This window comes from Lachnoclostridium sp. An131, from assembly GCF_002160825.1.
GTDB lineage: Bacteria > Bacillota > Clostridia > Lachnospirales > Lachnospiraceae > Laedolimicola.
The window spans coordinates 225,121-251,760 of record NZ_NFLI01000001.1; the positions used below are offsets into that span (position 1 = coordinate 225,121).

Consider the following 26,640-nt stretch of genomic DNA (forward strand, 5'->3'; position numbering starts at 1 on the left):
GATCAGAGATAGGAGAAAACATGGAACAGCAGGAATTTCAGAAAAGGCTGGAGGAGCTGGGGCGTCTGGCTCAGGAAAAGGAAAACCGTCTTCGGACAGAGGAGGTCAGAGAATTTTTAAAGGATATGGAGCTGACGGAGGAACAGTTCCAGCTGGTGTTTGCGTATCTGGCATCCCGGCTTGTGACGGTGGAGGGCTATGTGCCTGCAAAAGAGGAAAGCGAAGAGAAGGAGGCCAAGCTGACGCCGGAGGAGCAGGAATTTCTGGATCAGTATCGGAAGGAGCTGGAATATATTGTTTCCCTTGAGGAGGAAGAGCTGCTGGAGCTCTGCCGGGCTGCGGAAGAAGGCGACGGCGGTGCAAAGGCGCGGCTGACGGAGCAGCTTCTTCCAGAGGTAATCCAGGCTGCCCGGGGACTGGCAGGACAAGGACTTCCCCTTGGGGATCTGGTTCAGGAAGGAAATATCGGACTGATGCTGGCCATGGAGACGCTGGGGCTGCGGGAGGAGGGCCAGACGCCTCTTGATTATCTGAAGCAGGAAATCCGGACAGCTGTCCTACAGGCACTGGAAGAGCAGCAGACGGAACGGCAGGCAGGCAGTCTGCTGGCAGAGCGCCTGAACCATCTGCGTGACGGAATCAAAAAGCTTTCGGACGAGCTGGAGCGAAAGGTGTCCCTGGAGGAGCTTTCCATGTTTATGGATATGCCGGTGGAGGAGATCGAAGACCTGCTGAAGCTGGCTGGCGAGGGAACCGGGGATGACGGAGAGAATACGGAGGAAGGACAGGCTTAGATGTTTTTTATCTTTGGAGTCAATTCAGACCGGAAAGAAATCGGAAGCTTTGGACCTGTCATCTGCGGCTGCTGCGGACGCTATGGGCGGTATCAGGTGTACATGACTTATATGTGTCTGAGCCTGTTTTTTATTCCGGTGCTGAAATGGGGAAGAAAATACTATGCGGAAACCAGCTGCTGTCAGAGCCTCTATGAGCTCGACCCACAGGCAGGGCGCAGGCTCCAGAGGGGAGAGCAGACGGAAATCCGGCCGGAGGAGCTGGCGCTGATCCGAAGAGGAGGCAGCAGCTCCGGGAATGCCTGGCAGGGATGGACGGACCAGCCCGTAGTACGGTACTGTCCAGCCTGCGGCTACGAGACGGAGGAGGATTTTGAATACTGCCCGCGATGCGGAAGGAAGCTGGAGAAAAGATAGGAAAGAGGCAGGAAAAATAGCTGAAAAAGCAGAGAGTGCACTATGGGAAAGGAGAGTCGAAGCATGGAATTTATATACAGGGAACATGAAATCGCTCTGGAATCCCCGGAAGGAAAGACGCTCGCCTGCGTTACGTTTCCGGCTGCCGGCACCGGTAAGGTAGAGATCGACCATACCTTTGTGGATGAGTCTCTGCGGGGCCAGGGAATAGCGGGAAAGCTGATGGAGGCCGCGGCATCCACTCTGAGGGAGAAAAATCTGAAGGCAGTACTTACCTGCTCCTATGCGGTAAAATGGTTTGAGAAGCATCCGGAGTACGCAGATCTGATAGAGAAGAAGTAAGCCTGAGTAGCTGTGCGGACAGCACAAAAAGAAAAGCCGCCCCGCCGTACGGAATCCGAAAATTCGGAAGTCCGGACAGCGGGGCGGCCTTCTTCATCCCCCTGTTATGGTTATAACAGTTTACGCTACAACTACAACGTTGGTAGCCTGCGGTCCACGGTTTCCTTCTGTGATATCGAAGGTAACGGACTGGCCTTCCTCCAGAGTCTTGTAGCCGTCAGCTACGATACCGGAGAAATGTACGAATACGTCCTCTCCGTTCTCAGAGTTGGTGATGAAGCCGTAGCCCTTTGTTGCGTTGAACCACTTAACTGTACCCTTGTTCATAAGATGCCTCCTGTGAATATAGAAAATAAATTAGTCGTACCGGAGTATGCCGGCGCCAGGCAAGCGTATCTCTCTGAAAATAAAAAACACATGTTTTTGTAAAGCATCAGAATGAATGATGACTTACAAAAACATGTGAATCAACCTTCTTCAAAAATACACTTAACCTGCGTTCACTATATCCTAAAATCGGGAAAAAGTCAAGGAATATTACAGGGAAAATGTTGTTAAGTTTATGTGAAGAAAATCAGAAAGGAAGTATTGACAGCCTGCGATTGATATGATACGATTGATTTATCTGGAGAGGAGGGGGAGCATGAAGCCTGAAAAGGAAGCATTCCGGATGAACAAGGATCATCTGCCCTGCGGCGAGCTTATGAAAAGGATCCATGAGGCAATGGATGCCCATGCGAACAGCCAGATGCAGAAGACCGGGATTACATTCACGCAGTTTAAGTGGCTTGTAGCCCTCTATGAGACGGGAGGAGGAACGGCGTCCCTAAAGGAGCTGGAGCGTTTCTTCAGAGTGGCACAGTCCACAGCAGCGGGCATTGTGTCGCGTCTTGAGAAGAAGCATTTTCTGGAGAGCTTTACGGATCCGCAGGATAAGAGGATCAAGCACGTGCGCATCACGGAAGAAGGGTGTGCGGTCTGTGAGAGCACGTATGAAACCATGGTAGAGAGTGAAAGACGCATGCTGGCCGGCTTGACGGCAGAGGAACAGGAGCAGTTCCGGAGGTATCTGCAGAGAGTTTATGACAATATCAAATAAAACAAGGAATTCCGGCATACGGACGGAAGAGAAGGAACCGTAAAGCCGGAATTTCTTTCAGACAAAATAATCGCTAACGATTAATCATATACGATTAATCATGTGCGATTAAACACATGCGATTGATTGAAAAACAGACAAAAAGAATGGAGGATATGAAACAATGCTTAAGACACTGGCAAAAGAGATAAGACAGTATAAAAAAGCGACCATACTGGCGCCTGTCTTTACAGCGCTTGAAGTGCTGATGGAAATTCTGATTCCCTTTGTGACCGCGTCGATCATCGATCAGGGCATAGAGGCAGGAAACATGCAGAAGGTATATTTATATGGAGGGATCATGCTGGTATTTGCGGTGATCAGCCTGTTCTGCGGCGTGATGGCAGGCCGGTATGCGGCCTCGGCCTCTTCAGGCTATGCCTGCAATCTGCGGGATGCGATGTACGCCAACATTCAGAAGTATTCCTTTTCCAACATTGACAAGTACAGTACGGCAGGTCTTGTGACCCGTATGACGACGGATGTGACCAATGTGCAGAACGCTTACCAGATGATTCTGAGAATTGCTTCCCGGGCTCCGCTGATGCTGATCTGCAGTATGGTCATGTGCTTCGTGATTAACGTAAGGCTGAGTCTTATTTTCCTTGCGGCCCTTATTTTTCTGGGATGCGCCCTGGCCTTTATTATGTCACGGACGCTGCCGGTATTTCAGGAGGTGTTCAGCAGATATGACGACCTGAACGCCAGCGTACAGGAAAACGTGTCGGCCATCCGGGTGGTAAAGGCCTTTGTCCGGGAGGATTACGAAAATAGGAAGTTTACGAAGGCCGCAGAAAAGCTCTGTAGCCTGTTTGTCAGAGCAGAATCTCTTCTGGCCCTGAATAATCCGGTTATGATGCTGGTGATCTATGGCTGCATCATTGGCCTCTCCTGGTTCGGCGCGCATTATATTGTGGCAGGCACGCTGACCACCGGAAACCTGACCTCTCTGTTCAGCTATGTTATGAGCATGATGATGTCCCTGATGATGCTTTCCATGGTATTTGTCATGATATCCATGAGCGCGGCCAGCGCGAAACGTATCGCGGAAGTGCTGGAAGAAAAGCCGGATCTGACCAATCCGGAGCAGCCCCTCACGAAAATTCCTGACGGACAGATTGATTTTAACCACGTGAATTTTTCCTACAAGCATGGAAGCGGCGAGGACGTACTTCATGACATTGACCTTCATATCCATGCCGGGGAGACAGTGGGAATCATCGGCGGAACAGGCTGCGGAAAATCCAGTCTAGTGAATCTGGTCAGCCGTCTTTACGATGCAGACGAAGGCTCAGTCTGTGTGGGAGGCCATGACGTGCGAGAGTACGATATGGAAGCCTTGAGAAATCAGGTGGCTGTGGTTCTTCAGAAAAACGTGCTGTTTTCCGGCACGATTCTTGACAATCTCCGCTGGGGCAGGGAGGACGCTGCGAAAGAGGAATGTGTGGAAGCCTGCCGCCAGGCCTGTGCCGACGACTTCATCGAGAGCTTTCCGAATCAGTATGACACCTGGATCGAGCAGGGCGGAACAAACGTATCAGGCGGACAGAAGCAGCGGCTCTGTATCGCAAGGGCGCTGCTGAAGAAACCGAAGGTGCTGATTCTTGACGATTCCACAAGCGCGGTGGACACTGCCACAGATGCCCGGATCCGGGAAGCCTTTGCGAAAAAGATTCCGGGAACCACGAAGCTTATTATTTCCCAGCGTATTTCCAGTGTGCAGGACGCGGATCGGATTCTGGTCCTGGAGGAAGGAAGGGTGACCGGCTTTGACACCCACGAAAAGCTTCTGAAAAACAATGCGGTTTATCAGGAAATCTATGAGGCTCAGATGAAGAGCGGCGGCGATTTTGATGAAAAAGCAGGCTGAAAGGAGTGAAGGATCATGAATAAGAAAATAGAAGAAAACAGGAAAATTAATAAAAATACCGCTGAACCAGGCAGTGCAGGTTTCGGAAAAGACGCGGGAAGATCTGTATCGCTGAAAGCGGCAAAGAGAATCCTGTCTTACCTTTTCCGGTATTATAAGGGCTCCTGCCTCATCGTGGCGGTCAGTATTCTGATTTCTGCGCTGGCGACTTTAAGCGCGACGCTGTTTATGGAAGAACTGATAGATCAGTATATTGTGCCTCTTTTGAGTGCGGCAGTTCCGGATTTCGGGCCGCTGGCAGGGCGTCTTCTGTCACTGGCGGCAGTTCTGGCAGCAGGCATCCTCTGTGCCTATGCCTACAACCGGATTATGGTAAATGTGAGCCAGGGAACCATGAAGCGTATCCGTACCGAGCTGTTCAGCCATATGGAATCCCTGCCCATCCGGTATTTTGACACCCATGCCCACGGCGATATCATGTCTGTCTACACCAATGATGTGGATACGCTCCGGCAGCTCATCAGCCAGAGTCTTCCGCAGCTCTTGAATTCCTGCGTCAGCTTTATCTCCACGCTGATCAGCATGATTGTGCTGGATATTCCGCTGACCATTATTTCGCTGGTTCTGATTGGCGTCATGCTGTTTGTAAGCTCAAAATTCGGAAGCCTGTCGGGAAAATATTTTGTCCGCCAGCAGACGGATCTGGGAAATGTAAACGGCTATATAGAGGAAATGATGGAAGGACAAAAGGTGGTGAAGGTCTTCTGCCATGAGGAGAAGGCTCTGGAGCAGTTCCGCGTCCTGAATGAAAAGCTCCGTGAGAGCGCGGACAATGCGAATAAAATCTCCAGCATCATGATGCCTGTAAACGCAAATCTGGGAAATATCAGCTATGTGCTCTGCGCGGTTGTGGGCGCGGTTCTGGCTCTGAACGGCTCTGCCTCCCTAACCGTAGGAACGCTGGTCTCCTTCCTGAGCCTGAACAAGAGCTGTACCCAGCCCATCACCCAGATCAGCCAGCAGATGAACAACGTCCTGATGGCGCTGGCGGGAGCCGAGCGTATTTTCCGGATGATGGACGAGGAGCCCGAACAGGACAATGGCTATGTGGAGCTGGTCAATGCCAAAGAAAATCCGGACGGCACGCTGGTTGAGGCAAAAGAAAAGACAGGGCTCTGGGCCTGGAAGCACTATCACAAAGCGGACGGCACGACGACTTATGTGAAGCTTCAGGGTGACGTCACCTTTGACGGCGTGGACTTCGGATATACCGATGAAAAGATGGTCCTTCATGATATCCGGATGTACGCCACTCCCGGCCAGAAGCTTGCCTTCGTAGGCAGCACCGGAGCAGGAAAGACGACGATTACGAACCTGATCAACCGCTTTTACGATATCCAGGACGGCAAAATCCGCTATGACGGCATCAACATCAATAAAATCCGCAAGCCCGATCTGCGCCGCTCGCTGGGAATCGTCCTCCAGGACACCCATCTCTTTACCGGAACCGTCATGGACAATATCCGTTACGGCAGACTGGACGCTGCAGACGAGGAATGTATCGCCGCCGCAAAGCTCGCCAATGCCCATGGCTTTATCAAACGCCTGCCCGACGGCTACCAGACCATGCTGACCGGGGATGGCGCCAATTTATGCCAGGGGCAGCGGCAGCTGATCGCTATCGCCCGGGCAGCCGTGGCAGACCCGCCCGTGCTGATTCTCGACGAGGCGACCTCCAGCATCGACACCCGCACCGAGGCGCTGGTGCAGAGAGGTATGGACGCTTTGATGAAAGGACGCACGTCCTTTGTCATCGCCCACAGGCTTTCGACGGTGCGCAACGCCGACTGTATCATGGTCATGGAGCACGGCAGAATCATCGAGCGCGGCACCCACGACCAGCTGATGGAGCAGAAGGGCCGTTACTGGCAGCTTTACACCGGAGGAAAGGAAGAACCGGCTGCCACGGCATAGATAAACCGGCACTCCCCTGTTCTCGCATACAGAAATTGTCGGAAAAATGGCTGTTTTCACGTTTCTGAAAATGTAGTAAAATAAAACAATAAACGAAAGCAGCCACTTGTATATCCTCGCACACTGACGCTGTGAATGCCGGTGATGTGGGTAAAAGGAACCAGATATTATGACGAACGAGACAAGACAGAAATATACATTATTACAGGAAAGCTTGAAAAAACTTGGGAGCGCGGCCGTCGCTTTCTCAGGCGGCGTAGACTCGGCATTTCTGCTGAAGGCCGCCCAGGAAGCTCTTGGAGACCGTGTGACAGCCATTACCGCCAGAGCCAGCGCTTTTCCTCAGCGGGAAAGCGCCGAGGCAGACGGCTTCTGCAGGGAAGCGGGAATCCGTCAGATTATATATAACTTTGATGTAATGTCGGTGGAAGGCTTTTCCCAGAATCCGCCGGACCGCTGTTATCTCTGCAAAAAGGCCCTCTTTTCTAATATTCAGCGGCTTGCCGCTGAAAACAATCTGGCCTGTGTAGTCGAAGGCTCGAACATGGATGACAACCAGGACTACCGTCCGGGGCATCGGGCGATTGCCGAGCTGGGTATCAGAAGTCCTCTCCGCGACGCGGGCCTTACCAAGGCGGAAATCCGGGAGCTTTCCCATGAAATGGGGCTTCCGACCTGGGACAAGCCATCCTACGCCTGTCTGGCCTCCCGTTTTGTCTACGGGGAGACGATCACGCCAGAGAAGCTCTCCATGGTGGAGCAGGCCGAGCAGCTTCTGATGGATCACGGTTTCCGCCAGATGCGCGTCCGGGTTCACGGAAACCTGGCCCGCATCGAGGTCCTGATGGAAGATTTGGACCGGATTATGGAAGAGACACTTCGCCAGGCCGTCACAGCCCGCTTCAGAGAGCTGGGATTTTCCTATGTCACTCTTGACCTCGCAGGTTTCCGCAGCGGCAGCATGAACGAAACCCTGAAGACCGATTAAGTACCGACAGCCAAGGCCCGGGGTCGAAAACTATCGTCTTTCGCCCCGCAAATAAAACTTATACAATACAGAAAGCTTTGGAGGCTGGTCAGTTCGGTTTTCTGATATCCTCATGTTCGGCCTCTTGACGGATGGCTGTGTGCTCCCGGCGGACAAAGGACGCTGCTTTATGCGTCCTTTGTCCGCCGGGAACACACAGGCGTCAGGAAAGGGACGAGACGGCCCAGGCCGCCTTCTCTTGCCGCTTCGCGGCAATTCACCTTGCATGGATACAGAAATACCGAACGTCCGTCATCCAAGCCTCTGGAGGGATCCTTTTTATGAAACTTCTGCATCTTTCTGATCTCCACCTGGGAAAACGCGTCAACGAATTTTCCATGCTGGAGGACCAGCAATACATCTTAAAACAGATTCTGAATATCATTGAAGAGGAACAGCCGGACGCCGTACTGATGGCAGGCGATATCTACGACAAATCCGTACCCTCAGCGGAAGCAGTACAGCTCTTTGACGAGTTCCTTTACCGGCTTTCCGAGGGAGGCCGCCAGGTCTTCGTCATCAGCGGCAATCATGATTCCCCGGAGCGGCTTGCCTTCGGAGGCCGCCTGATGGACAGAAGTGGAATCCATATCGCTCCGGTGTATCACGGCCATGTGGATCCCTTCGTGCTGCAGGATGCGTCTGGCCCGGTGAATCTGTATCTTCTGCCTTTTGTGAAGCCTGCTCAGGTAAGAAAATACTTCCCGGATCAGGAAATTGTCTCCTATACGGATGCGGTCCGGGCAGCGCTGGAAGAAATGGGACCGGACCCGGATCAGAGAAATGTTCTGGTAACCCATCAGTTTGTGACGGGAGCCAGCCGAAGCGATTCCGAGGAGATTTCCGTGGGAGGCGCCGACAATGTGGACGCCTCTGTTTTTGATGCCTTTGATTATACGGCTCTCGGGCATATACATGGCCCCCAGAATGCGGGCGGGGAGCGAATCCGTTACTGCGGAACGCCGCTCAAATATTCCTTCTCGGAAGCAGGCCATCAGAAATCTGTGACTGTGGCGGAGCTGGGTGAGAAAGAGAAGGGCGGGGAAAAGGCTGCGCTGTCGCTCCGGACTATTCCCCTTAAACCCCTTCGGGATCTGCGGGAAATCCGGGGAACCTATCTGGAGCTGACTGCGAAAAGCTATTATGAAGACATGAACCGGGAAGATTATCTGCATGTGACGCTGACAGATGAGGAGGACGTGCCGGATGCGGTCGGAAAGCTGCGGATCATTTATCCCAATCTGATGAAGCTGGATTATGATAACCGGAGAACGCGGGCAGGGGCGGCTCCTGTGGAGGGGACAGATCTGGAGCAGAAATCTCCGGCAGAGCTGTTTGCAGAGTTTTATGAACGTCAGAATAACGGGCCCATGAGTGAAGAGCAGCTGGCCTTTGCAGAAGGGCTGATTGAAAAGATATGGGAGGATGAGAGATGAGGCCGCTGAAGCTTGTGATTTCCGCCTTCGGTCCCTATGCGGAACGGACGGAGCTTGATATGGAGCGCCTGGGGCAGGGAGGTCTTTATCTGATTACGGGAGATACGGGAGCAGGGAAAACCACCATCTTTGATGCGCTCACCTTTGCCCTGTACGGAGAGGCCAGCGGCGTAAACCGGGAGCCGGGAATGCTGCGCTCCAAATATGCGGACGCCGATACTCCGACCTTTGTGGAGCTGACCTTTTCCTATGGAGAAAAGGTTTACACCGTGCGGAGAAATCCGGAGTACGAAAGACCCGCGAAACGGGGAGGCGGAGTGACCAGTCAGAAGGCGGACGCGGAGCTTACGATGCCGGACGGACGTGTGATTGTGAAGGTAAAGGAGGTAAACGCGGCCATTCGGGAGATTCTCGGCGTGGACCGGAATCAGTTTTCCCAGATCGCTATGATTGCCCAGGGGGATTTTCTGAAGCTTCTGCTGGCAGACACGAAGGAACGCCAGAGTATTTTCCGGGAGCTCTTTCAGACAGGCAGATATCAGGTCCTTCAGGAACGTCTCAAGGATGAGTCGGGAAAGCTGCGGGATGCCTGCGCGGCGGAAAAGGCCAGCGTGGATCAGTATATCCGAGGCATAGCCTGCGATCCGGAAAGCGGTTTTTCTGCGGAGCTTGAGAAGGCTAAGGAAGGCAGGCTTCCCGCAGAGGAGGTCCGGGAACTTCTGGAACATATTCTGGAACAGGATAAAAAGGCCGGAAAAGACACACAGGAGAAGCTTCAGCAGACGGACGAAGAGCTTGTAAAGGTGAGCGAAGAGCTTGGAAGAGCCGGGGAACTGGAGCGGGCAGAGAAGGAGCTAAAGAGGGCAGAGGAAAAGCGGGCGGCCTGTGAAGAGAGGCTTGCAGAGGCGGAAACGAAAAGAAAAGAACAGCAGGAAAGAAAGCCGGAGCAGGAAAGGCTTCAGGCGGAATCCACAAAGCTTCAGGCAGAGCTTCCTTCCTATCAGAAGCTGGAAGAGCTTCAGGCAGAGCTTCGGAGGCTGGATCGGGAGCTGCGGGAGGCGGCAGGCAGACAGAAGGAAATTTCCGATCAGCAGGAGCAGCAGACACGCCGCCTGAGTGAACTAAAGGAAGAGCAGAAAAAATATACAGGCGCCGGAGAACAGAGAGAGCGCCTGGTGCGGGAACAGGAGCAGGCAGAGAGGGAGAGGGCAGAATTGAATGCCTTCGGCCTGGAGCTTGCGGCTTACCGGAAGCTGGGCGCAGAGCTTCAGAGAGCCCAGGAGCTGTATCGGAAGGCGGCAGCGGATATGGAGGAAAAAGAAGCAGCCTACCGGGAAATGAACAGAGCCTTTCTGGATGAGCAGGCAGGGATTCTGGCGGATATGCTGGAGGAACAGAAGCCCTGTCCGGTCTGCGGTTCTCTGAGCCATCCTTCTCCGGCAAAGAAATCAGAGAAGGCGCCTGCGGAAGCAGAGCTGAAGGAAGCAGAGCAGGAGTTTCGGAAGGCGCAGACCAGAACAGAAAAAGCCAGTGCGGAAGCCGGAAGCAAAAGGGGAGAGGTGCAGGCAAAGGCAGGATATCTCCGGGAGCGTCTGGCTGGGATTCTGAAAATGCAGGAGCGGGAAGAAGAACAGCGGGAAAGAGAACAGAAAACAGCCGGGAAGGCTTCCGATCAGGCCGCCAGTGGGGAAAAAGGAGGTCTGCCCGGAGCGGGCGAGCTTTTGCGGCCCGGAGCGCCCTGGGAACAGGAGCTGGGAAGTCGTTTTTCCATGCTGGAGCGAAGGCTTTCGGAGCTGCGCAGACAGATAAAGAACGAGGAGGCGGCGCTGCAGCGCCGGAATGAGCTGGAGAAACTGATTCCGCAGGCGGAAGAAAAGGAAAACAGACTTCGGGAGGAACTGGCCAGGGTAAGAGAAAGCACAGCGGCGGCAGCCAGCCGCCGGGAAGGCCTGGAGGCCCAGAGCCGGGAGCTTCGCTCCCGCCTGCGGTTTGAGAGCAGGCAGCAGGCGGAGCAGGAAAAGGAGCGGCTGGAGAAGCAGAGAAGGGCGATGGAAAAGGAGCTTGAGGAGGCGGAACATGATTTCCGGGTGAAGGAGCAGGAGAGAGAGGGACTGGACGGTCAGATCCGCCAGCTGAAGACGCTTCTTCGGGATGTGGCCCCCGCCGATACAAAAACGCTGACAGAAAGGCAGCAGGAGCTCCGGTCCCGGAAGGCTTCCCAGACGGAAAAACAGAAGGAGCTTCATGCCCGCATCACAGCGAATGAAGAGACTCTTCAGAATCTGGTGTCTCATACCAGAAAGCTTTCAGAGCTGGAACAGCGCTGGTCCTGGGTGCGCGCACTCTCGAACACGGCAAACGGCAATCTGGCCGGAAAAGAGAAGCTGATGCTGGAAACGTATATCCAGACCACGTATTTTGACCGGATTATCCGCCGGGCGAACCTGCGCTTTCTTGCCATGTCCGGCGGCCAGTATGAGCTGAAGCGCAGCCGTGAGGCCGGAAACAACAGAAGCCAGAGCGGCCTGGAGCTGAATGTAATCGATCACTATAACGGTACAGAACGCAGCGTCCGTACCCTGTCCGGAGGGGAATCCTTTAAAGCCTCCCTTTCCCTGGCACTTGGCCTTGCGGATGAGATCCAGTCTTCAGCCGGCGGCATCCGTCTGGACACCATGTTTGTGGACGAGGGATTTGGTTCTCTGGACGAGGAGTCTCTGCGCCAGGCCATCCAGACGCTGGCGGGTTTGGCCGGCGGAAACCGGCTGGTGGGAATCATTTCCCATGTGGGAGAGCTGAAGGAGAGGATAGACCGGCAGATCCTTGTGACCAAGGACAGGACAGGCGGCAGCCATGTGAGGATGGAGTGCTGAAGGCAGCCGATCACTCCGCTTTCCGCAGCCGGTTCCTGCCAGTTTCCCATCTGGCGGCGAAAAATTTTCGAAACAATATTGACACAGTGTCAAAATGATGCTATATTGCAGTTGGTGACACAGTGTCAGAATAAAATTTCTTTGCACTCATGTAAAGGAGGAATATTCATGTTAGGAAATTTTTCGTTTTGCAACCCTACGAAGCTGTATTTTGGAGATGAATCCCTGAATTACCTGAGCAGTGAGTTGACCAAGTACGGGAAGAATGTAGTGCTGATCTACGGTGGCGGTTCCATTAAGAAAAATGGAATATACGACGAGGTCGTCCGGATTCTGAACAGCAGCGGCAAGAATGTGGCTGAAATCCCGGGAGTGATGCCGAACCCGACGGTAGATAAGCTGTATGAGGGCATAGAGATCGCCCGGAAGCATCAGGCGGATCTGCTGCTGGCAGTGGGCGGCGGCTCTGTCTGCGATTATGCGAAGGCGGTTTCGGTGTCTGTCAACTGTGAGGAGGATCCGTGGGAAAAATACTATATACGTTTTGAAGAGCCCTCCTGCGAGACGCTGCCGGTCGGCTGCATCCTGACTATGGTGGGAACAGGTTCAGAAATGAACGCCGGAGCGGTCATCACCAATCCTCATACACACCAGAAGATCGGCCATGTATTTGCGGATGAAAGGATTATGCCGAAATTCGCTGTTCTGAACCCCAGATATACCCTACCCTGCCGCATTATCAGATGGTATCCGGCATCTATGATATTTTCAACCACATCTGCGAGCAGTATTTCTCCGGAGAGGATGACAATACCAGCGATTATATCAGCGAGGGACTGATGCGCTCGGTTATCCATGCAAGCCGGATGGCGAATAAGGACCCGCAGAATTATGAAGCAAGGAGCAATCTGATGTGGGCGGCGACCTGGGCGCTTAACACGCTGGTTTCCCGCGGAAAGTCCACTGACTGGATGGTACACATGATCGGACAGTCTGTGGGTGCCTATACGAATGCGGCCCATGGCATGACGCTGGCAGCGGTTTCCCTGCCGTATTACCGTCATATTCTGCCCTGCGGCGTGCAGAAGTTCAAGCGCTTTGCTGTGAATGTGTGGGATGTGGATCCGGAAGGAAAGACGGACGAGCAGACTGCTCAGGAGGGGCTTACAGCCATGGAAGGCTGGATGAAGGAGCTGGGGCTGGTGATGAATCTCTCTGACCTGGGCGCTTCGGAGGATATGCTGGAGGGAATCGCTGACGGCACGATTATCCTTTTCGGAGGATACAAGGTTCTGGACCATGATGAAATCATTGAAATTTTAAAGGAGAGTCTGAAATGAAAAAAACATTAGTTGCTTATTTTTCCGCAAGCGGTGTGACAGCCCGGGCAGCAAAGGAAGTGGCGGCTGCTGTGGGAGCGGACCTGTACGAAATCCGTCCGGAGCAGCCTTATACTGCTGCTGATCTGGACTGGATGGATAAACGGAGCCGGAGCACGATAGAGATGAACGACCCTGGCTGCCGTCCGGCCATTGCTGAGCCGGTGGAACAGATGGAACAGTACGATACCGTGTTCGTAGGCTTCCCTGTGTGGTGGTATGTAGAGCCCCGCATTGTGGATACTTTTCTGGAAAGCTATGACTTTTCAGGCAAGACGCTGATTCCCTTCGCTACCTCCGGCGGCAGCGGGATTGGCAAGGCGGAAAAAAGCCTGCAGGAGCATTGTCCCGATGCTGTATGGAAGAAGGGGCAGCTGCTGAATGGCTCCGGAGCGGCAGAGTGGGCTGCGCGTGCAGTGAAGAGCTGAGCTCCGCCTGGAGATTTTGAAAAATTAAGCTGTCTGATAAAAAGGAGAAACTGTTATGCCGAAGGGTTCAGAAGAATTGACGAATGCAAGAAAGGAAGAAATCATCAATGCCTGCGCCTCTCTGTATGAGACTATGGGCTTTAAGGATGTTACGATCCGAGATATCGGAGCCAGAACCTCTTTTACCAGGACCTCGATTTATAACTACTTTCAGACAAAGGAGGAAATCTTTCTGGCTTTGCTTGAGAGGGAGCATGAAGCCTGGATCGCGGATTTGAAGGAGCTTATGAGGCAGGATTCCATGCTTTCCGCAGAGAAATTTTCGGACAGACTGGCCCGTACGCTGGAAAAGCGGGGCTGCATGCTGAAGCTGATGTCCATGAATCTTTACGATATGGAGGTCAGCAGCCGGCTGGAAAATCTGGTTTCCTTCAAAAAGACCTATGCAGATGCCCTGCAGACGGTCAGCTGCTGCCTGGAAAGGTTTTTCCCTGCCATGTCCGAGGAAGATATTCAGCATTTCCTTTATGCCTTTTTCCCGTTCCTCTTTGGAGTCTATCCTTATACCTCGCACACGGAAAAGCAGCTGGAGGCGATGAAGCTGGCACATGTGGATTACACAGAATATTCCATTTATGAGCTCACCAGGTCCTTTATTGCCAGAATGCTGAGTACGTCTGGCGGCGCGGAGTGATTTCTTGGGACGGGAGCTCTGTGCCTGCCCGTTATCAGAATAATGTATCAGCAGTGTATCAGTACAGCTGAAAAAGAGACAGCTCTGTGAGCTTCCAGGTCCTGAAGGACCAGAAGCTCACAGAGCTGTCTCTTTTTCAGCTGCAGGATCCGAGGCTGGCATTACCGGTCAGCTCCAGCCTTCCGCATCCGTGATTCAGGCCTGTCCTGCTTCCTTCTGCCCCGTAAATTCAGAAATGCATCTTTTGATGGCGGCAAAGCTCTCGGCGCTGATATCATGCTCCATCCGGCAGGCATCCTCAGCAGCAACCTCCGGATTTACGCCAAGGCTGATGAGCCAGCCGGAGATCAGGGAATGGCGTTCGTAGACTGTCTCAGCCAGGGCTCGGCCTTCCTCCGTCAGGTGAATGTAGCCCTCGTCAGACACCGTGACATAATTTTTCTGCCGCAGATTCTTCATGGCCACACTCACGCTGGGCTTGGAGTAGTTCAGCTCGTTTGCCACATCCACGGAGCGTACCTGGGGCATCTGCTTTCCGAGAAGCAGAATAGTTTCCAGATAATCCTCCACCGATTCCTCGGATTTGTGTTTCTGATAGTTCATGAAAAGCTCTCCCTTGTTTTGTGTGTCCGGGCATTTCTCGCCCCTGTTCCGGAGACAGCGCAGACAAAAGGTCCGGCTGCTTTCTGATTCTCCGCTCCGCTTATAATAACACAATCATATCATTTCACACAGGGAAAGGCAAGCCTATTCTTGCCGGCCCGCAGGCGTTTAGGCGGCCTGCTTTTCATTCAGCGCTCCGGTTCGCCGGTGTTTAGGCAGCCTGCTTTTCACTCGGTTCCCGTTTCGCCGGCGTCCGGCGCGGGAGCCTCTGGTGACGGGAGAGCCTCTGCGCTTTCCTCCACAGTGAATGGGATGGAAAAGCTGTGGTTCCAGCGGGTGTAAATGGCGTCCGTGGAAGCGGAGGAGAGGCCATAGGGCTGCGACGCCAGGTACAGGACGAGCTCTGAAAGCTCCGGCTGCGTATCAGCGTCTGTCTGGTTCCGGACCCGGATCAGGAGAGGAAGCAGATTGCCGCTGGCGTACCGCAGCGTATCCATGTCTGCTGTGGACAGCATCAGGCTGTCTGAATATGACACAACATCCGGGCAGGAAAGAGAAAAAGGCGCAAAGACAAATTCTTCGTCCGGATGAAGAGGCGTGAGGCTTACCGGCAGCAGCCAGTAGAAATCATCCTCTGAGAAATCCAGAAGGGGAGCTCCATCGGAAGCGATGATCTCGTCCGGCTGCAGATCATAGCGCTCCAGGGGGCCGATGCTCAAAGTGCCCGCTGAGGTATGGTACGCCGTATCGGGAGCGTAACCTTCTTCCAGACACAGAGGAATCCGAATATCCTCCTGTATAAGGTATTTTTTCAGCAGATACGGTACCTCAAGCGTATAGCTTCCCGGTTCGGCGGGGCCAAAGCTCCAGGTAAAATACGTGTCCGAAGAGAAGGGATTGTAACCGGGGCAGCTTCCCTCCAGCACCGTGCCGTCCTCTGCCGTGGCTGTGATGACGCCCGTTTCCTCAGGATTCTGCATCAGGCAGTAAAGCAGCGCCGGAACGATCTGACCGTCTTCCGGATCGAGAGGATAGATGTCCACCAGCAGTTCCCCGTTTTCCAGGCGGGGCATCAGGAGCAGACCGCCATCCTCTGTCATGGAATAGCTGTATTGTTCCAGACTGTCCTCTGACAGAGGCTTTAAGGACAGGGTGTAGGAAAGCTCATAGCTGTGCCAGGGCAGATGGCGCTCATAGGAGAAACCGTCCTCCGTGACCTGGGTTTCCCCGGATACATATTCTGTGACGGAGAAAACGGCATCCAGGGTCGTCTCCTCTTCCTTTAGCAGATCCTCCAGTTCCGGGAAATATACCTCAAACTGGTGAAGAAAGCTTCCGTCCTCCAGCATAGAGGAGCTTCCCATTGTACCCTGGGAAGTGCCGCTGGCGAAATCCATTCCTGAAGGGCGCTGGTATTCCGGCTCCAGTCCGCCGCAGGACACGGAAAGCTGCACAGATTCTGCGGCAATTTCAAGATTGTCTGCGGACAAATGGACGTCTATATACAGCACGCCGTTCATGTAGCGGGCTTCCAGAATCTCCAGGCTGGAGCCGTCCGCAGGCATGGACTTAAGCTCTGCTGTGTCAAGCTGATAGAAGGGTACTTCCTCGTCTGTATTGACGCCATAGCCCGGCACAATGCCGAAGTAGCGCAGTACCACGTAAGCACATGCGGCCAGAGCGGCGATGAGAGCCAGGATAAGGCCGATAGTGAGGGCCTTCTGCAGCTTTGTGAGAGAACGCTGATGGCGCTTCTTCACTGTCTCATAGGACAGATTCAGAGAATCCGCGATTTCCTTTATGGTCATTCCGTCATAGTATTTCATGCGGATGATATCAAATTCCTCCGGCTTTAAGGATTTAAGGGCCGTTTCCAGATCCAGACGGTCCGCGATCGCTTCCTCTATATCGGAAGGGTCAGCTATGTCCGCCGGATCCGCCATATCTGCCGGGGCAGCTGTACCTGCCTGCACTTCCCTTTCCCCTGATATGACCGAAAAGCCGGAGGCCTTCCGGTTCTTCCGGTACATACTCACAGCCTTTCTGCGCGCGATGGTACAGAGAAAGGCGGCGTAGGAGCCTTTCTCAGGGTCATAGCGGTCGCTGTGAAGGTAAAATTCCAGAAAGGTGTCGTTGACACACTCTTTGATATCCTCCGGATTTTCAAGATACGCAGCCGCGGTCTTCCAGACGAGGGCGGCGTACTGCTCCATAAGCTCTTCCGCAGAGGGAAGGGCGTCGGTATCTGGCCTGTTCATCGGTATCTCCTTTAAATCAATCTATAATTCAATCTACAATTCAATTTGCAATTGAATCTGCAGTCTTCTGAAGCAGCAGGGTGAAGCATCGCTATTCCTGCGGGGTATCTGACTCCCTCAGCGCGGTCACCGGGATCGAAAATGCGTGCTCCCACCGGTACATGACATTTGTACCGGTACCGTCGCTGTAAAGGCAGAGATCTTCGGCATTTATATTTTCCGGCCAGGCAATCGAGAGGCCCCAGGAAGCGTTCTGCCCGGAGGAAGCTTCTACGGAAATATTGCCGATGCCGGAAGGCACCGGACAGGACTGGGGGTCATCCTTCATCCCGAGAGCCACAGAGAAGATGATTACCGTCAGATCCTCCCGATCCGGTGTGTACCGGATATGGAGCTCCTGTCTCTGCATACCCTCCGCAGGGGTGGAAAGCTGTTCTTCGGGAACAGGCGGAGTATCCCAGCCAAGTATCGAGAAGCTTCCTCCAGGGAGCGGCCATGAATTTTCCGGCACTTCTTCCTCCAGGGCCGGGAGCGGAATTGCGATGGGTTCCGCTGCAGCCGCCGTAAGGCTGGCATAAGGGAAGCGGATGAGATAGCGTCCCTTCTCTGCCGGTCCAAAATCCAGGGTAGAAATCTCACTCTGGGGAAACTCTCCACGGACCGGGGAGCCGGTGAGGACGGTTCCGTCCTCTGCCGTGGCGGTGACATCTGAGGCGGAAAACACAATTCGGTATCCGTCCACATTCAGAGGGTACAGATCTGTCATCAGATGTCCGTCCCGGATATAAGCGTCTGCCATAAAGCCGCCCAGATCAGAGAGTTCATAGCCGTAGCTTTCAAGAGGCAGCTCCCGGGCAGGCGCAAGACGGAAGGACAGGGAAAGCTCCCGGATACGGAAGAGAAGGGTCCCATCCAGGCCTTCCTCCGGTACAGTGTAATGGAACTGATAACGATGTATATTTTCCGGGTTTTCGTTGGAGTCAGAGATCAGATTCCGCTCGTAAGAGAGGCTTTCCCCGCTGCGCTCCTGCTCCAGAGAGGACCCGCTGAGCGTCAAATCCTGATACCAGTTAGGAATCATCTGGTTCTCAAACTCAAAAGCCTCCTTTTTGCGGAACTGCAGGGTCAGGCTCAGATCTCCATTGTTCCAGAATGCCTTCTCAAGCTCCACGCCAAACTCGTCATTTTCAGCGGAAACGGGTTCTTCCAGCACGTAGAAGGGTATTTCCTCGTCCGTGTTGACGCCGTAGCCCGGTACGACGCCAAAGTAGCGCAGCACCATGTAAGCACATGCGGCCAGAGCGGCGATAAGAGCCAGGATCAGGCCGATAGTGAGAGCCTTCTGCAGCTTCGTGAGGGAACGCTGGTGGCGCTTCTTCACTGTCTCATAGGGCAGATTCAGAGAATCCGCGATTTCCTTTATAGTCATGCCGCCATAGTATTTCATGCGGATGATATCAAATTCCTCCGGCCTTAAGGACTGAAAGGCCGCTTCCAGATCCAGGCGGTCTGTAACCGCTTCCTCCATGCCGGAAGGGTCAGCCATGTCTGCCGGATTCGCCATATCCGCCTGCCCGGAGGCCTTCCGGTTTTTCCGGTACATGCTCACGGCTTTTCTGTGCGCAATGGTACGGAGAAAGGCGGCATAAGAGCCCTTCTCAGGGTCATAGCGGCCGTTGTGAAGATAAAATTCCAGAAAGACGTCGTTGACGCATTCTTTGATATCCTCAGGATTCTCCAGACAGGCGGCCGCGGTCTTCCAGACGAGGGCGGCATACTGCTCCATGAGCTCTTCCGGTGAGGGAAGAGCCGGGGAGTCCTTCAAGGGAGCCTTTGAAGAGGCCCGCCCGGAGAAGACGGCGGCTGATTTTCCGGTGTTTTTCATGACAGTTTTTCTCAAATTGTTAAAGTTTACATGCTACTACCAGAATAACATGAAAGCAGAGGGGAAGACAATCATGTAAAGTTTAACAATTCTGTATCGTATTTGAATGATTCTGAAATTGTTAAAGTTCAGAAAGTTGCGGCAGGTTCCGGAAGGGGGTACAGTGGAAAAAGCGGCGAATCAGACGGGCTGCCGTTCCCCGCTGCCGGCTGGCAGGGGAGGTCTGACAAAGCGTCCAGGAAGACGCCGCAGAAGCTACTTTTATTTACCAGGAGGAAAAGTGTTATGGTAGTGTTTTTGCTGATACTCGCGCTTGCGTATTTTGGCGGGAGTTATTTCGCCTACAATGCGCTCCGCAGAAAGTATGCGGGGATCATCGGGATTCCGGGCTCTTATTTTATTCTGCTGACAGCATTCCTTGTGATCGGCCTTATCAGAGGGATCTTTACGGGCGGCTTTGGAGAATCGGCGCTGGAGCTGGTACTGACGATTCTGGTCATGCTGGCGGGGATCGCCTATACGGTGCTGATGATTCTGCGCTGTGATACGCTGGCCGATAGGATTCTGCTTCCCTTTGCGGCCATTCTGATTGGTTCAGGCTTCTGCATCCGGTTTGTGGCGGCGATTGCCTTCCATGTGCCGATGGAGAGCGGAAAGGTGGAAAGTGCGTCCTTCCCGGCGTCTATGCGTGACAGCGGCGGAGACATCTGGGAGCTTGGAAATCATAATGATGTGTCGGCTGAATACCGGTGTGCGAAGACGGGAGAACGCAGGGAGTTTGGCATAGGAGATTTTTCAGGCGGCAGGCCCTTTGGCTTCAGCTGATAAGCCGGCAGGAGCCGCCATGCCCGCATGGGCGGATATACCGGACAGCGAACGGCTTTGCCGTGAACGTCGCCCCGGTTCCCGGAAGAAGCGCTTCCGGGAACCGGGGATTTTTCGTCGGGAAAACTGTTAAACTTTACATAGTTGAAGCGCCTGGGAAAAGAAAGTACAGTGGTGGAAACGGAATGAGGAGGTGCGGCATGGGGCTGTTGAAAAGGCTGTTCCAGGGCGGTGCCGCTGAGGAGAAAGGCTCTTCAGGGAGCTCTTCCGGGATAAGCGGGCCTTCCGGACAGGGAGAAAATCCGGTCAGCCGGATGAACGGGGATGAGAAGCTGGATTACTGGGGACAGGCCTGCAGGCTTTCTGACCCGGAAGAGCGGCTGCGGCGGCTGGAGCCGCTGGCAGAAAGTGGGTTTGACGCGGCCTGGATTTCCATGATCGACGCGTATCTGGAGCTGGCGCGGCAGCAGGGGACGGATCCGCCCTTTGAAAGGGTGGAGTATTGCGCCAGAAAGGCGGCGGACGCCGGGATCCCAGACGGACATTCACATCTGGGAATGCTTTGCGGAAGCCCGCTGTACGGCGAGTACGATCCTGCGGGAGCTGCCCGGGAATTTCTTCTCGCCATAGAGGGTGGGAGCGAGCTGGCTGTCCGCCTGCTTTTGGACTGCTGGAACCGGGAATTCCACGAGGAAAGCTTCAGCAAAGAAGAAAACGCCAGGATCACGGCTCTGTTCCATAATGATATTAAGGAAGCGTTGAAGCCGGAGATCGAGCGCCTGGCAGGAGAAGACGGACGGGAGACCTGTACGGCCTTCGGCTTTCTGTACTTTTACGGTATTTATTTTGAACCGTCCTTAAGCAGGGCGAAGGAATATTTCACGCGATTAAGTGAGATGGGAATCTCTCTGGGACGCAGAATGCTGGAAAATCCAGTCTTCGACGATGACGACGATGACGATGAGGACGACGAGGAAGAGGATGGGTGAAAATTTTTAAGGAGGACAGATACGATGGGATTATTTAACAAGGAACCTGCGGAGAAAAAGGAGTACTGGAAGGCTTTTGGCGATGCGCTGAAGAAGCCGAGCGCGGATGCCTTTGCGGCCCTGGAAGCGGCCAGCCGGAACTGGCCCGCAGGCTGGCAGGGATATCTCCTTATGGGGCTCTGTTATGACCTGGCCTGCGGCAAGCTCCCCTTTGACCCGGATAAGGCGGCGGAGTGCCATAAGCTTGCGAAGGCGGCTGGAAAGGAAGCGCAGGACGGCTACGTGCAGAAATTTTACAGGAACTATGAGAAGGCGGCGGGCAATTTCCGTCTGGAGGAAAGCTTCTGCCCGCGGGCGGAGAATGTGCGGAAGGCCGGGACAGCCATGCTGCTCTGCCACGATATGGATCGGGATCAGATTGTGACGGGGATCAAGTCAAAGACAGACCGGTATTTCTGGAGGCAGATTTTCTATGGCGTCGATACCAGCTCAGGCTTCTTCGCCAAGATGACGGAGGAACAGGTTCAGTGCATGTACAGCGCCGCGCCCTTTATAACCTACGTGGAGGCCCTGGAGGAGCATACCTACACCCAGGAGAACAGAGACGCTCAAGTGAAAAGGGCAAATAAGCTGATCAAGGAAAGCAACAAGGTGACGACTCTGGAGAAAGAAAACATGCGTCTGGATACGCCGGATATGTACAGCTTTATCTATGCGTTCGTCCAGCTCACAGGAGGAGGCCCCTACCTGATCCTGAACGAGAGGGGAGGAAGCCTGCGCCTGGGAGGCTGGGAGACGCTCTGGAGCACGGCTTACCGGGGCAGTATGTCTGCCCTTCATATGCTGGCGGATATGTTTGCCGACGGAGACTACAGAGGAGAGATTTGCCAGGCCTTTGCCCGGATATTCAGCAGCCATTCCACTTCTGAGAAGGCCAGCTATGATCAAATCATGGCGATGCTGGAAATGAGTGCCGGAAAGGGCGACGCCGAGGCTGTCCGCCTCATTCATGTGATAGCGGAGAGTTAAAAGGTGGCGGATAAACAGGAATTAAAGCAGGCGGCCCTCCTGCTTGGAGCCACGGAAATGAAGGGCCGGTTTCTCTATGACAGCTTTCAGAGGAAAGACCCCTCCGTGACGGAGGAGATACTGGAAAGCCTGTCGGATTTCCGGGAGCGGCAGTGCCGGGAGGTCAATCTCCTGCGGCAGAGCGTGCCGGGCACTGAGGGAAAAAGCTACTGGTGGGATCTCCCCTATGATATCCGGAAGCCGCCGGGGTTGTTTGCGGGGACCTTTTCCATGCCGGAGGGAATTTATTCCGAGCAGGAGGACTTTGAGGAGGGCTTCGGCCTGTACCTGAAGAAGGCGGACAGCCATTGGCTGGCTTCGGATATTCTGGAAATGTATTTCACCGGCGGGGATTATGTGGTTCTGTATGCGGATCGGAAGCGGATGAAGGAGAAGCTTTCTTCTGAGGCGGCGATCCGGGCGATTCTCTGCGCCGAAGAGGAGCTTCCCGTCAGGCAGCAGGAGGAATATCCTATAGAATCCGGAGCCTTTGATCCGGAGCGCAGCCGTCAGTACAGGAGGATGGCGGAGGAGCTCCGCTTTCTTTCCGGCAGCCTTCCGGGTGAGCTGGAAAGGATGGAACGAAGCTTTGACAGCTGGGAGCGGTTCGTACACAGCAGCATGTTTACGAACCGGGAACGGATGGAAATGGGCCAGATGAGCTACACAGATTACGCAAAGGCAGAATTCTACCGGAACTGGGCCCTCTCACAGAAGGAAGCAAAGGAGCGGAAGAGAAGGGAAGAGCTGGAGAGCCGGATGTATGCCATGTGGTGGGAGGATGTGAAGGCCGACGCGGCCAGAAAAAGCGGTGAGATGAAACGTGCGCTGGCGAGGAGCATGAAGGATATCTGTATGCGCCTGATGCGGTGCGGATATGCGTTTTACCTGGAAGGGAGGCTTGCGGGGATCGTGATTTTCAAAGGCCCGGTTCCGGTCTTTCAGATCCGCCACACAGGAGACATATCGCCTTATGACATTTTTGGGAAAATAGGCGATATGCGGGAGCTGGAATACCAGACGCCAGACCCTGCGCCGCTGATCCGCTTCATCCTCCGGCAGTACGGGGCTCAGATGAAGCCTTATTCCGTTCTTTCGCCGCGGCCTAAGAACGCCTCCGACGAGCTGTGGAGATACTGGGCGGAGCAGAGGCTTCTGCAGAGGATACTTTCCGGGGATACTGGGACAGAAAAACAGATATAGCAAAAATCATGCGGCGTCAGCAGTCCTGCTGGCGCCGCAGCTTATGCAGGGTCCTCTGGTGGCGTTTTTTCACTGTCTCATATGGCAGCTCCAGAGAATCCGCAATCTCCCGGATTGACATACCGCCGAAATACTTCATACGGATCAGCTCTGCCTCCTCCTGCTTCAGGGATGCAATGGATTTCTCCAGATCCAGGCGCTGGATCACTTTTTCTGCCATGTCTTCAGGAGAAGGGAATTCATCCGGAAAGAGCCTGCACGCCGTGCTTCCGGAATCCGGGGATGCCACGGGAAGGGAATCAGCTTTGGAGACAGAACTCAAAAGACCAGAAGAACGATTCAGATTTTTTCGATATTTGTCGATGGCTTTATTGCGGGCTGCGACAGACAGAAAGGCGAGGTAAGAGCCCTTGTCCGGATCATAGCGTTCCCCGTGCAGATACAGATCGCAGAAAATGTCGTTTACACATTCCTGGATATCATCCGGATTCTTCAGATAAGCCGAGACGATTTTCCAGACCAGCGGACCATACTGGCGGATCAGCTCTGCGGGATCCGGCAGTCCATTCGTTTCAAAGTTATTCATCACACATTCCCTCGAGGCATGCGGCTCCGGTCAGAATGAGGGCCGTCATGCCAGAATGTCATAAGCATGACATGGATGGAAATGTGTCTCAACATTCTAAACTTTAACAGTTTTCCTATTTTTGAATATTTTTCTATTCCAGGGACTTGAAATACATAAAGCGGAAGCAGTTTTTCTGGTTTTTGATGAAATAGGTATCCAGCTTCCGGTAAGAGTTCAAAAACCAGAGCCGGGCGCAGTCCGGGCCGTTTTTCCGCTTCAGCTCCTCATACAAAGCCAGGATGCCCAGAAGCAGGCGGTCCAGGTATTCCCCTCCGGTCAGGGTGTGCTCCGGGGTGAGCGGCAGGTAACCGAAAAAGGACAGCTGTTCGTTCATCCAGGCCGTACTTAAATCCGGAAGGCCCAGGATAATCAGGTGGCGGATCATAGTTCTCCGGGGGATTTCTCCCAGGAGCTTCAGGCTTCTTTTCAGCTCCATATCGTAGCGGATGCTGTAAATATGCTTTTCCCAGAAGGAGGAGGAGGGCTCCTGGCAGATATACTGCAGGGCGTCCACATAATAGAGGTGGCGCAGGTTGCTTAAGGGGCCTCCCTCAAGAAGCCGGATCCCTTTCAGGTAGGAGGGCGGACTTTCCGACATGCGTTCCAGGTATTCGGATGCCAGATGCTCCAGCCTGCGGCGCCGCTGCCAGTAGACCAGATCCTGCCGGGGCGGCGTCTCCGGATAGAATTCCTGGGATTTGTCAAGCCAGGCAGTCAAAAACCAGCAGGCATCCCGGGGTGGAAGCTCCAGAGCCTGTGCAAAGCTAAGAGCGGTATCCCGGTTCACGGGAACATGATGCCCGGTGCGCCAGTAGCGGATTTTCAGGGTGCTGCTGGCCCGTTCAGGCTCTCTTCCATAGATCCGATGATAGATTAGAGTGTCCATTTCCGCCCGGGACAGTCCCTTTGCTTTTCGCAGCTCCTCATAGATATTCTTCAGGCGGCGGACCTCAGGCCGCTCCCCCTGGCTTGCCTTTATACAGTCCTTTGCCAGTGTCCGTATTTTTTCCCAGCTTCGTGCTTCACCGGGAGCCGTAAACTGATATGACATAGATGCTCTCCCTTTTGTATTTTCAGCGCCGCGCAGGGAAGCCTTCCACTGCGTGTCACCGGATATCCCTCTATAAAAGGATTCGCAGAAAACGGACGGAAGGGGACAAAGAAAAATGAAAAATTTCTGACAGGCTGCGCCAGCCGGGGACAGGGGCTGACTGAAGAGAAAATGTTAAAGTTTACATGAATGACTGGGCTGTGAAAAAACGGTAGAATGAGATAACTGTATGTACGTCCGGAGAGCCTGCGGCAGGCAGGAAAGGTATGCCTGATGCGGCAGGCAGGGGCGGAGGAGGTAAAGTATGCGAACAATGATAGTAGATGAGGGGCGCACCGACGTCCTGGCATGGAAATGCGCGACTCAGGATTTTGAGTTCGGAACCAGGCTTAATGTGCACGAGTCCCAGGCAGCCGTGTTTTTTCGGGACGGGCAGCTCATAGAGGTGCTGGGGCCTGGAATGCATGTGCTGGAGACAAGAAATTTTCCGTTCCTGCGTTTTTTTACGAAGCTGAGATTCGGAAAATATTTTCACGCAGAGGTGTATTTTGTAAACCTGTCCGTGCAGATGTCGCTGCCCTGGGGAACCCGTGACCGGGTGAACGTGATGCTGGAGGTGGAGCCCGGCAAGGCCATGCCCCTGGATGTGGGCGCCAGCGGAACCATGAATGTGCAGCCGGATCCGGATCAGGTGAAGGAGATGCTGGTCTGGCTTGTGGGAACGGGAGAAGAGCTGACGGCAGAGAGCCTGCGCGATAAGTTCAACAGTATGCTGAATACAAAGATCAAGACATTTCTGGGGCGTGTCCTGCAGATGCAGAATATGAACGCTTTTACGCTGGATCAGCATCTGAACGATGTCAGCCAGGCGCTGTTTGGCGTGCTGGAGCCGGAATTCCGGAAATACGGTGTGTGGCTCCGTGAGTTTTACGTGGACGCCTTTGCTCTTCCCGAGGATAATCCCGCCTTCCAGGACGCCAGACGGCTGGCGGAAGGGCGTTACATCCAGCATGGAAAGTTGGATCTGGAATATGAGCTGAAGCTCAAGCAGGCGGAAAAGGAAGCGGAGCTGGCGCGCCTGGAGGGAGAGAAGACCCTGGTAGAGGCCGATGTGGCGGCCCGGGCGAACGTGACCACGGCCCAGGGCGAGGCGGTGCGCCGTTCTCTGGAGGGCATCACCTCCGTACAGGAGCATCAGTTCGCGACGCTGGACCGCATGGTGGAGGCAGGCGGCGCAGGAAGCGCGGCTGCCGGAGGCTCCGGCGGAGATGGAAGCGGCCTGGGCGATATGACCGGATTTTTCGGAGATGTGATGAAGATGGGAATCGGTCTGGAAATGATGCGGAATATGGGGGATGTGATGAAGGATGCCATGAATGGCGCAGGGCAGGCAGGCGCCAATATGGCCCAGGCGGCGAGCATGAACGGAAACGCCGGCGCCGGAATGCCTGGGCCAGGGGCGGCGAACCCCTATGCGGGTCAGAATCCCTATGCCCCGAATCCGGGGCAGCCTTCCGCAGCCGTGCCGCAGCCGTCCGGGTGGATCTGCGGCGGCTGCGGGCGGGAAAACCCTGCGGATACGCTGTTCTGCGGCGGCTGCGGTACGAAAAGGCCGGAACCGGAGATCTCCAGAGCCTGGATCTGCGGCGGCTGCGGGCGGGAGAATCCTGCGGATACGCTGTTCTGCGGCGGCTGCGGCAGCAGGCGGCCGGAGTCTAATATTCCGCCGCAGGCTGACGGGGCATGGAAATAGTGTAT

22 protein-coding genes and 1 pseudogene are annotated in these 26,640 nt (G+C 54.2%); 17 read left to right on the plus strand and 6 right to left on the minus strand.

Features of this window, described 5'->3' with window-relative positions; genetic code table 11:
* The first annotated feature begins 20 nt into the window (after window positions 1-20).
* The 3 genes from B5E77_RS01105 to B5E77_RS01115 all read left to right on the plus strand — a co-directional run bounded on the left by B5E77_RS01105 (window position 21) and on the right by B5E77_RS01115 (window position 1,553).
* Window positions 21-794 (plus strand): sigma factor, encoded by a 774-nt coding sequence (locus B5E77_RS01105; RefSeq protein ID WP_087163538.1) that lies wholly within the window; start codon window positions 21-23, stop codon window positions 792-794.
* The gene (locus B5E77_RS01110; RefSeq protein WP_087163539.1) at window positions 795-1,211 is read left to right on the plus strand and encodes a zinc ribbon domain-containing protein; all 417 of its coding nucleotides are present in this window, start codon (window positions 795-797) and stop codon (window positions 1,209-1,211) included.
* 63 nt (window positions 1,212-1,274) lie between these two features.
* A complete protein-coding gene (locus B5E77_RS01115; RefSeq protein ID WP_087163540.1) occupies window positions 1,275-1,553 on the plus strand; it encodes a GNAT family N-acetyltransferase in 279 nt (92 codons plus the stop codon).
* A gap of 120 nt (window positions 1,554-1,673) precedes the next feature.
* On the opposite strand, the gene B5E77_RS01120 is transcribed toward B5E77_RS01115, so the two are convergent.
* Window positions 1,674-1,880 (minus strand): cold-shock protein, encoded by a 207-nt coding sequence (locus B5E77_RS01120; RefSeq protein ID WP_087163541.1) that lies wholly within the window; start codon window positions 1,878-1,880, stop codon window positions 1,674-1,676.
* Window positions 1,881-2,196: 316 nt separating this feature from the next.
* On the opposite strand from B5E77_RS01120, the gene B5E77_RS01125 reads away from it, so the two are divergent.
* From B5E77_RS01125 to B5E77_RS01165, 9 genes and pseudogenes are all read left to right on the plus strand, one after another.
* Window positions 2,197-2,652, plus strand: coding sequence for a MarR family winged helix-turn-helix transcriptional regulator (locus B5E77_RS01125; protein ID WP_162609614.1), 456 nt, complete (start codon window positions 2,197-2,199; stop codon window positions 2,650-2,652).
* Window positions 2,653-2,815: 163 nt separating this feature from the next.
* Complete coding sequence (locus B5E77_RS01130; RefSeq protein WP_087163543.1) at window positions 2,816-4,561, plus strand: ABC transporter ATP-binding protein; 1,746 nt, start codon at window positions 2,816-2,818, stop codon at window positions 4,559-4,561.
* Between the two features lie 15 nt (window positions 4,562-4,576).
* Window positions 4,577-6,535 carry an ABC transporter ATP-binding protein gene (locus B5E77_RS01135; RefSeq protein ID WP_087163544.1) on the plus strand — a complete coding sequence of 653 codons (1,959 nt, stop codon included), beginning with the start codon at window positions 4,577-4,579 and terminating at the stop codon, window positions 6,533-6,535.
* A 169-nt stretch (window positions 6,536-6,704) separates the two neighbouring features.
* Complete coding sequence (gene larE, locus B5E77_RS01140) at window positions 6,705-7,523, plus strand: ATP-dependent sacrificial sulfur transferase LarE (protein WP_087163545.1); 819 nt, start codon at window positions 6,705-6,707, stop codon at window positions 7,521-7,523.
* A gap of 320 nt (window positions 7,524-7,843) precedes the next feature.
* Window positions 7,844-8,998, plus strand: coding sequence for an exonuclease SbcCD subunit D (locus B5E77_RS01145; RefSeq protein ID WP_087163546.1), 1,155 nt, complete (start codon window positions 7,844-7,846; stop codon window positions 8,996-8,998).
* Window positions 8,995-11,871 (plus strand): AAA family ATPase, encoded by a 2,877-nt coding sequence (locus B5E77_RS01150; RefSeq protein ID WP_087163547.1) that lies wholly within the window; start codon window positions 8,995-8,997, stop codon window positions 11,869-11,871. The genes B5E77_RS01145 and B5E77_RS01150 overlap by 4 nt, the downstream gene beginning before the upstream one ends.
* A 168-nt stretch (window positions 11,872-12,039) precedes the next feature.
* Window positions 12,040-13,211: pseudogene (locus B5E77_RS01155) on the plus strand (iron-containing alcohol dehydrogenase).
* Window positions 13,208-13,678: a flavodoxin gene (locus tag B5E77_RS01160; RefSeq protein ID WP_087163548.1), complete on the plus strand. Its 471-nt coding sequence runs from the start codon at window positions 13,208-13,210 to the stop codon at window positions 13,676-13,678. The pseudogene B5E77_RS01155 and the gene B5E77_RS01160 overlap by 4 nt, the downstream one beginning before the upstream one ends.
* Window positions 13,679-13,733: 55 nt before the next feature.
* Complete coding sequence (locus B5E77_RS01165; RefSeq protein WP_087163549.1) at window positions 13,734-14,372, plus strand: TetR family transcriptional regulator; 639 nt, start codon at window positions 13,734-13,736, stop codon at window positions 14,370-14,372.
* Between the two features lie 195 nt (window positions 14,373-14,567).
* Here the strand turns inward: B5E77_RS01165 and B5E77_RS01170 are convergent, their stop codons facing one another.
* From B5E77_RS01170 to B5E77_RS01180, 3 genes are all read right to left on the minus strand, one after another.
* Complete coding sequence (locus B5E77_RS01170; protein ID WP_087163651.1) at window positions 14,568-14,975, minus strand: metal-dependent transcriptional regulator; 408 nt, start codon at window positions 14,973-14,975, stop codon at window positions 14,568-14,570.
* A 227-nt stretch (window positions 14,976-15,202) separates the two neighbouring features.
* Window positions 15,203-17,233 carry a sigma-70 family RNA polymerase sigma factor gene (locus B5E77_RS01175; RefSeq protein ID WP_087163550.1) on the minus strand — a complete coding sequence of 677 codons (2,031 nt, stop codon included), beginning with the start codon at window positions 17,231-17,233 and terminating at the stop codon, window positions 15,203-15,205.
* 91 nt (window positions 17,234-17,324) lie between these two features.
* Window positions 17,325-19,118 carry a sigma-70 family RNA polymerase sigma factor gene (locus B5E77_RS01180; protein WP_087163551.1) on the minus strand — a complete coding sequence of 598 codons (1,794 nt, stop codon included), beginning with the start codon at window positions 19,116-19,118 and terminating at the stop codon, window positions 17,325-17,327.
* Window positions 19,119-19,403: 285 nt separating this feature from the next.
* Here B5E77_RS01180 and B5E77_RS01185 point away from each other — a divergent pair, with 285 nt between their 5' ends.
* The 4 genes from B5E77_RS01185 (at window position 19,404) to B5E77_RS01200 (ending at window position 23,203) form a co-directional block, all read left to right on the plus strand.
* A complete protein-coding gene (locus B5E77_RS01185) occupies window positions 19,404-19,943 on the plus strand; it encodes a hypothetical protein (protein WP_087163552.1) in 540 nt (179 codons plus the stop codon).
* Between the two features lie 200 nt (window positions 19,944-20,143).
* Window positions 20,144-20,932, plus strand: a complete 789-nt coding sequence (locus tag B5E77_RS01190) for a hypothetical protein (RefSeq protein WP_087163553.1) — start codon at window positions 20,144-20,146, stop codon at window positions 20,930-20,932.
* Window positions 20,933-20,956: 24 nt separating this feature from the next.
* The gene (locus B5E77_RS01195; RefSeq protein ID WP_087163554.1) at window positions 20,957-21,961 is read left to right on the plus strand and encodes a hypothetical protein; all 1,005 of its coding nucleotides are present in this window, start codon (window positions 20,957-20,959) and stop codon (window positions 21,959-21,961) included.
* Window positions 21,962-21,964: 3 nt separating this feature from the next.
* Window positions 21,965-23,203, plus strand: coding sequence for a hypothetical protein (locus tag B5E77_RS01200; protein WP_087163555.1), 1,239 nt, complete (start codon window positions 21,965-21,967; stop codon window positions 23,201-23,203).
* A gap of 16 nt (window positions 23,204-23,219) precedes the next feature.
* Here B5E77_RS01200 and B5E77_RS01205 read toward each other — a convergent pair whose 3' ends face one another.
* Together B5E77_RS01205 and B5E77_RS01210 are read right to left on the minus strand one after the other, a co-directional pair.
* The gene (locus B5E77_RS01205) at window positions 23,220-23,789 is read right to left on the minus strand and encodes an RNA polymerase sigma factor (protein ID WP_087163556.1); all 570 of its coding nucleotides are present in this window, start codon (window positions 23,787-23,789) and stop codon (window positions 23,220-23,222) included.
* A gap of 133 nt (window positions 23,790-23,922) precedes the next feature.
* Window positions 23,923-24,882 (minus strand): hypothetical protein, encoded by a 960-nt coding sequence (locus tag B5E77_RS01210; protein ID WP_087163557.1) that lies wholly within the window; start codon window positions 24,880-24,882, stop codon window positions 23,923-23,925.
* Window positions 24,883-25,186: 304 nt separating this feature from the next.
* On the opposite strand from B5E77_RS01210, the gene B5E77_RS01215 reads away from it, so the two are divergent.
* Window positions 25,187-26,635 carry an SPFH domain-containing protein gene (locus B5E77_RS01215; protein WP_087163558.1) on the plus strand — a complete coding sequence of 483 codons (1,449 nt, stop codon included), beginning with the start codon at window positions 25,187-25,189 and terminating at the stop codon, window positions 26,633-26,635.
* The last annotated feature ends 5 nt before the right edge of the window (window positions 26,636-26,640 follow it).

What these genes read in the sequence shown, in the direction of transcription:
- B5E77_RS01105 (WP_087163538.1), top strand. Translation starts at nt 21, where the DNA reads ATGGAACAGCAGGAATTTCAGAAAAGGCTGGAGGAGCTGGGGCGTCTG.
- B5E77_RS01110 (WP_087163539.1), top strand. Translation starts at nt 795, where the DNA reads ATGTTTTTTATCTTTGGAGTCAATTCAGACCGGAAAGAAATCGGAAGC.
- B5E77_RS01115 (WP_087163540.1), top strand. Translation starts at nt 1,275, where the DNA reads ATGGAATTTATATACAGGGAACATGAAATCGCTCTGGAATCCCCGGAA.
- B5E77_RS01120 (WP_087163541.1), bottom strand. Translation starts at nt 1,880, where the DNA reads ATGAACAAGGGTACAGTTAAGTGGTTCAACGCAACAAAGGGCTACGGC.
- B5E77_RS01125 (WP_162609614.1), top strand. Translation starts at nt 2,197, where the DNA reads ATGAAGCCTGAAAAGGAAGCATTCCGGATGAACAAGGATCATCTGCCC.
- B5E77_RS01130 (WP_087163543.1), top strand. Translation starts at nt 2,816, where the DNA reads ATGCTTAAGACACTGGCAAAAGAGATAAGACAGTATAAAAAAGCGACC.
- B5E77_RS01135 (WP_087163544.1), top strand. Translation starts at nt 4,577, where the DNA reads ATGAATAAGAAAATAGAAGAAAACAGGAAAATTAATAAAAATACCGCT.
- larE (WP_087163545.1), top strand. Translation starts at nt 6,705, where the DNA reads ATGACGAACGAGACAAGACAGAAATATACATTATTACAGGAAAGCTTG.
- B5E77_RS01145 (WP_087163546.1), top strand. Translation starts at nt 7,844, where the DNA reads ATGAAACTTCTGCATCTTTCTGATCTCCACCTGGGAAAACGCGTCAAC.
- B5E77_RS01150 (WP_087163547.1), top strand. Translation starts at nt 8,995, where the DNA reads ATGAGGCCGCTGAAGCTTGTGATTTCCGCCTTCGGTCCCTATGCGGAA.
- B5E77_RS01160 (WP_087163548.1), top strand. Translation starts at nt 13,208, where the DNA reads ATGAAAAAAACATTAGTTGCTTATTTTTCCGCAAGCGGTGTGACAGCC.
- B5E77_RS01165 (WP_087163549.1), top strand. Translation starts at nt 13,734, where the DNA reads ATGCCGAAGGGTTCAGAAGAATTGACGAATGCAAGAAAGGAAGAAATC.
- B5E77_RS01170 (WP_087163651.1), bottom strand. Translation starts at nt 14,975, where the DNA reads ATGAACTATCAGAAACACAAATCCGAGGAATCGGTGGAGGATTATCTG.
- B5E77_RS01175 (WP_087163550.1), bottom strand. Translation starts at nt 17,233, where the DNA reads ATGAACAGGCCAGATACCGACGCCCTTCCCTCTGCGGAAGAGCTTATG.
- B5E77_RS01180 (WP_087163551.1), bottom strand. Translation starts at nt 19,118, where the DNA reads ATGAAAAACACCGGAAAATCAGCCGCCGTCTTCTCCGGGCGGGCCTCT.
- B5E77_RS01185 (WP_087163552.1), top strand. Translation starts at nt 19,404, where the DNA reads ATGGTAGTGTTTTTGCTGATACTCGCGCTTGCGTATTTTGGCGGGAGT.
- B5E77_RS01190 (WP_087163553.1), top strand. Translation starts at nt 20,144, where the DNA reads ATGGGGCTGTTGAAAAGGCTGTTCCAGGGCGGTGCCGCTGAGGAGAAA.
- B5E77_RS01195 (WP_087163554.1), top strand. Translation starts at nt 20,957, where the DNA reads ATGGGATTATTTAACAAGGAACCTGCGGAGAAAAAGGAGTACTGGAAG.
- B5E77_RS01205 (WP_087163556.1), bottom strand. Translation starts at nt 23,789, where the DNA reads ATGAATAACTTTGAAACGAATGGACTGCCGGATCCCGCAGAGCTGATC.
- B5E77_RS01210 (WP_087163557.1), bottom strand. Translation starts at nt 24,882, where the DNA reads ATGTCATATCAGTTTACGGCTCCCGGTGAAGCACGAAGCTGGGAAAAA.
- B5E77_RS01215 (WP_087163558.1), top strand. Translation starts at nt 25,187, where the DNA reads ATGCGAACAATGATAGTAGATGAGGGGCGCACCGACGTCCTGGCATGG.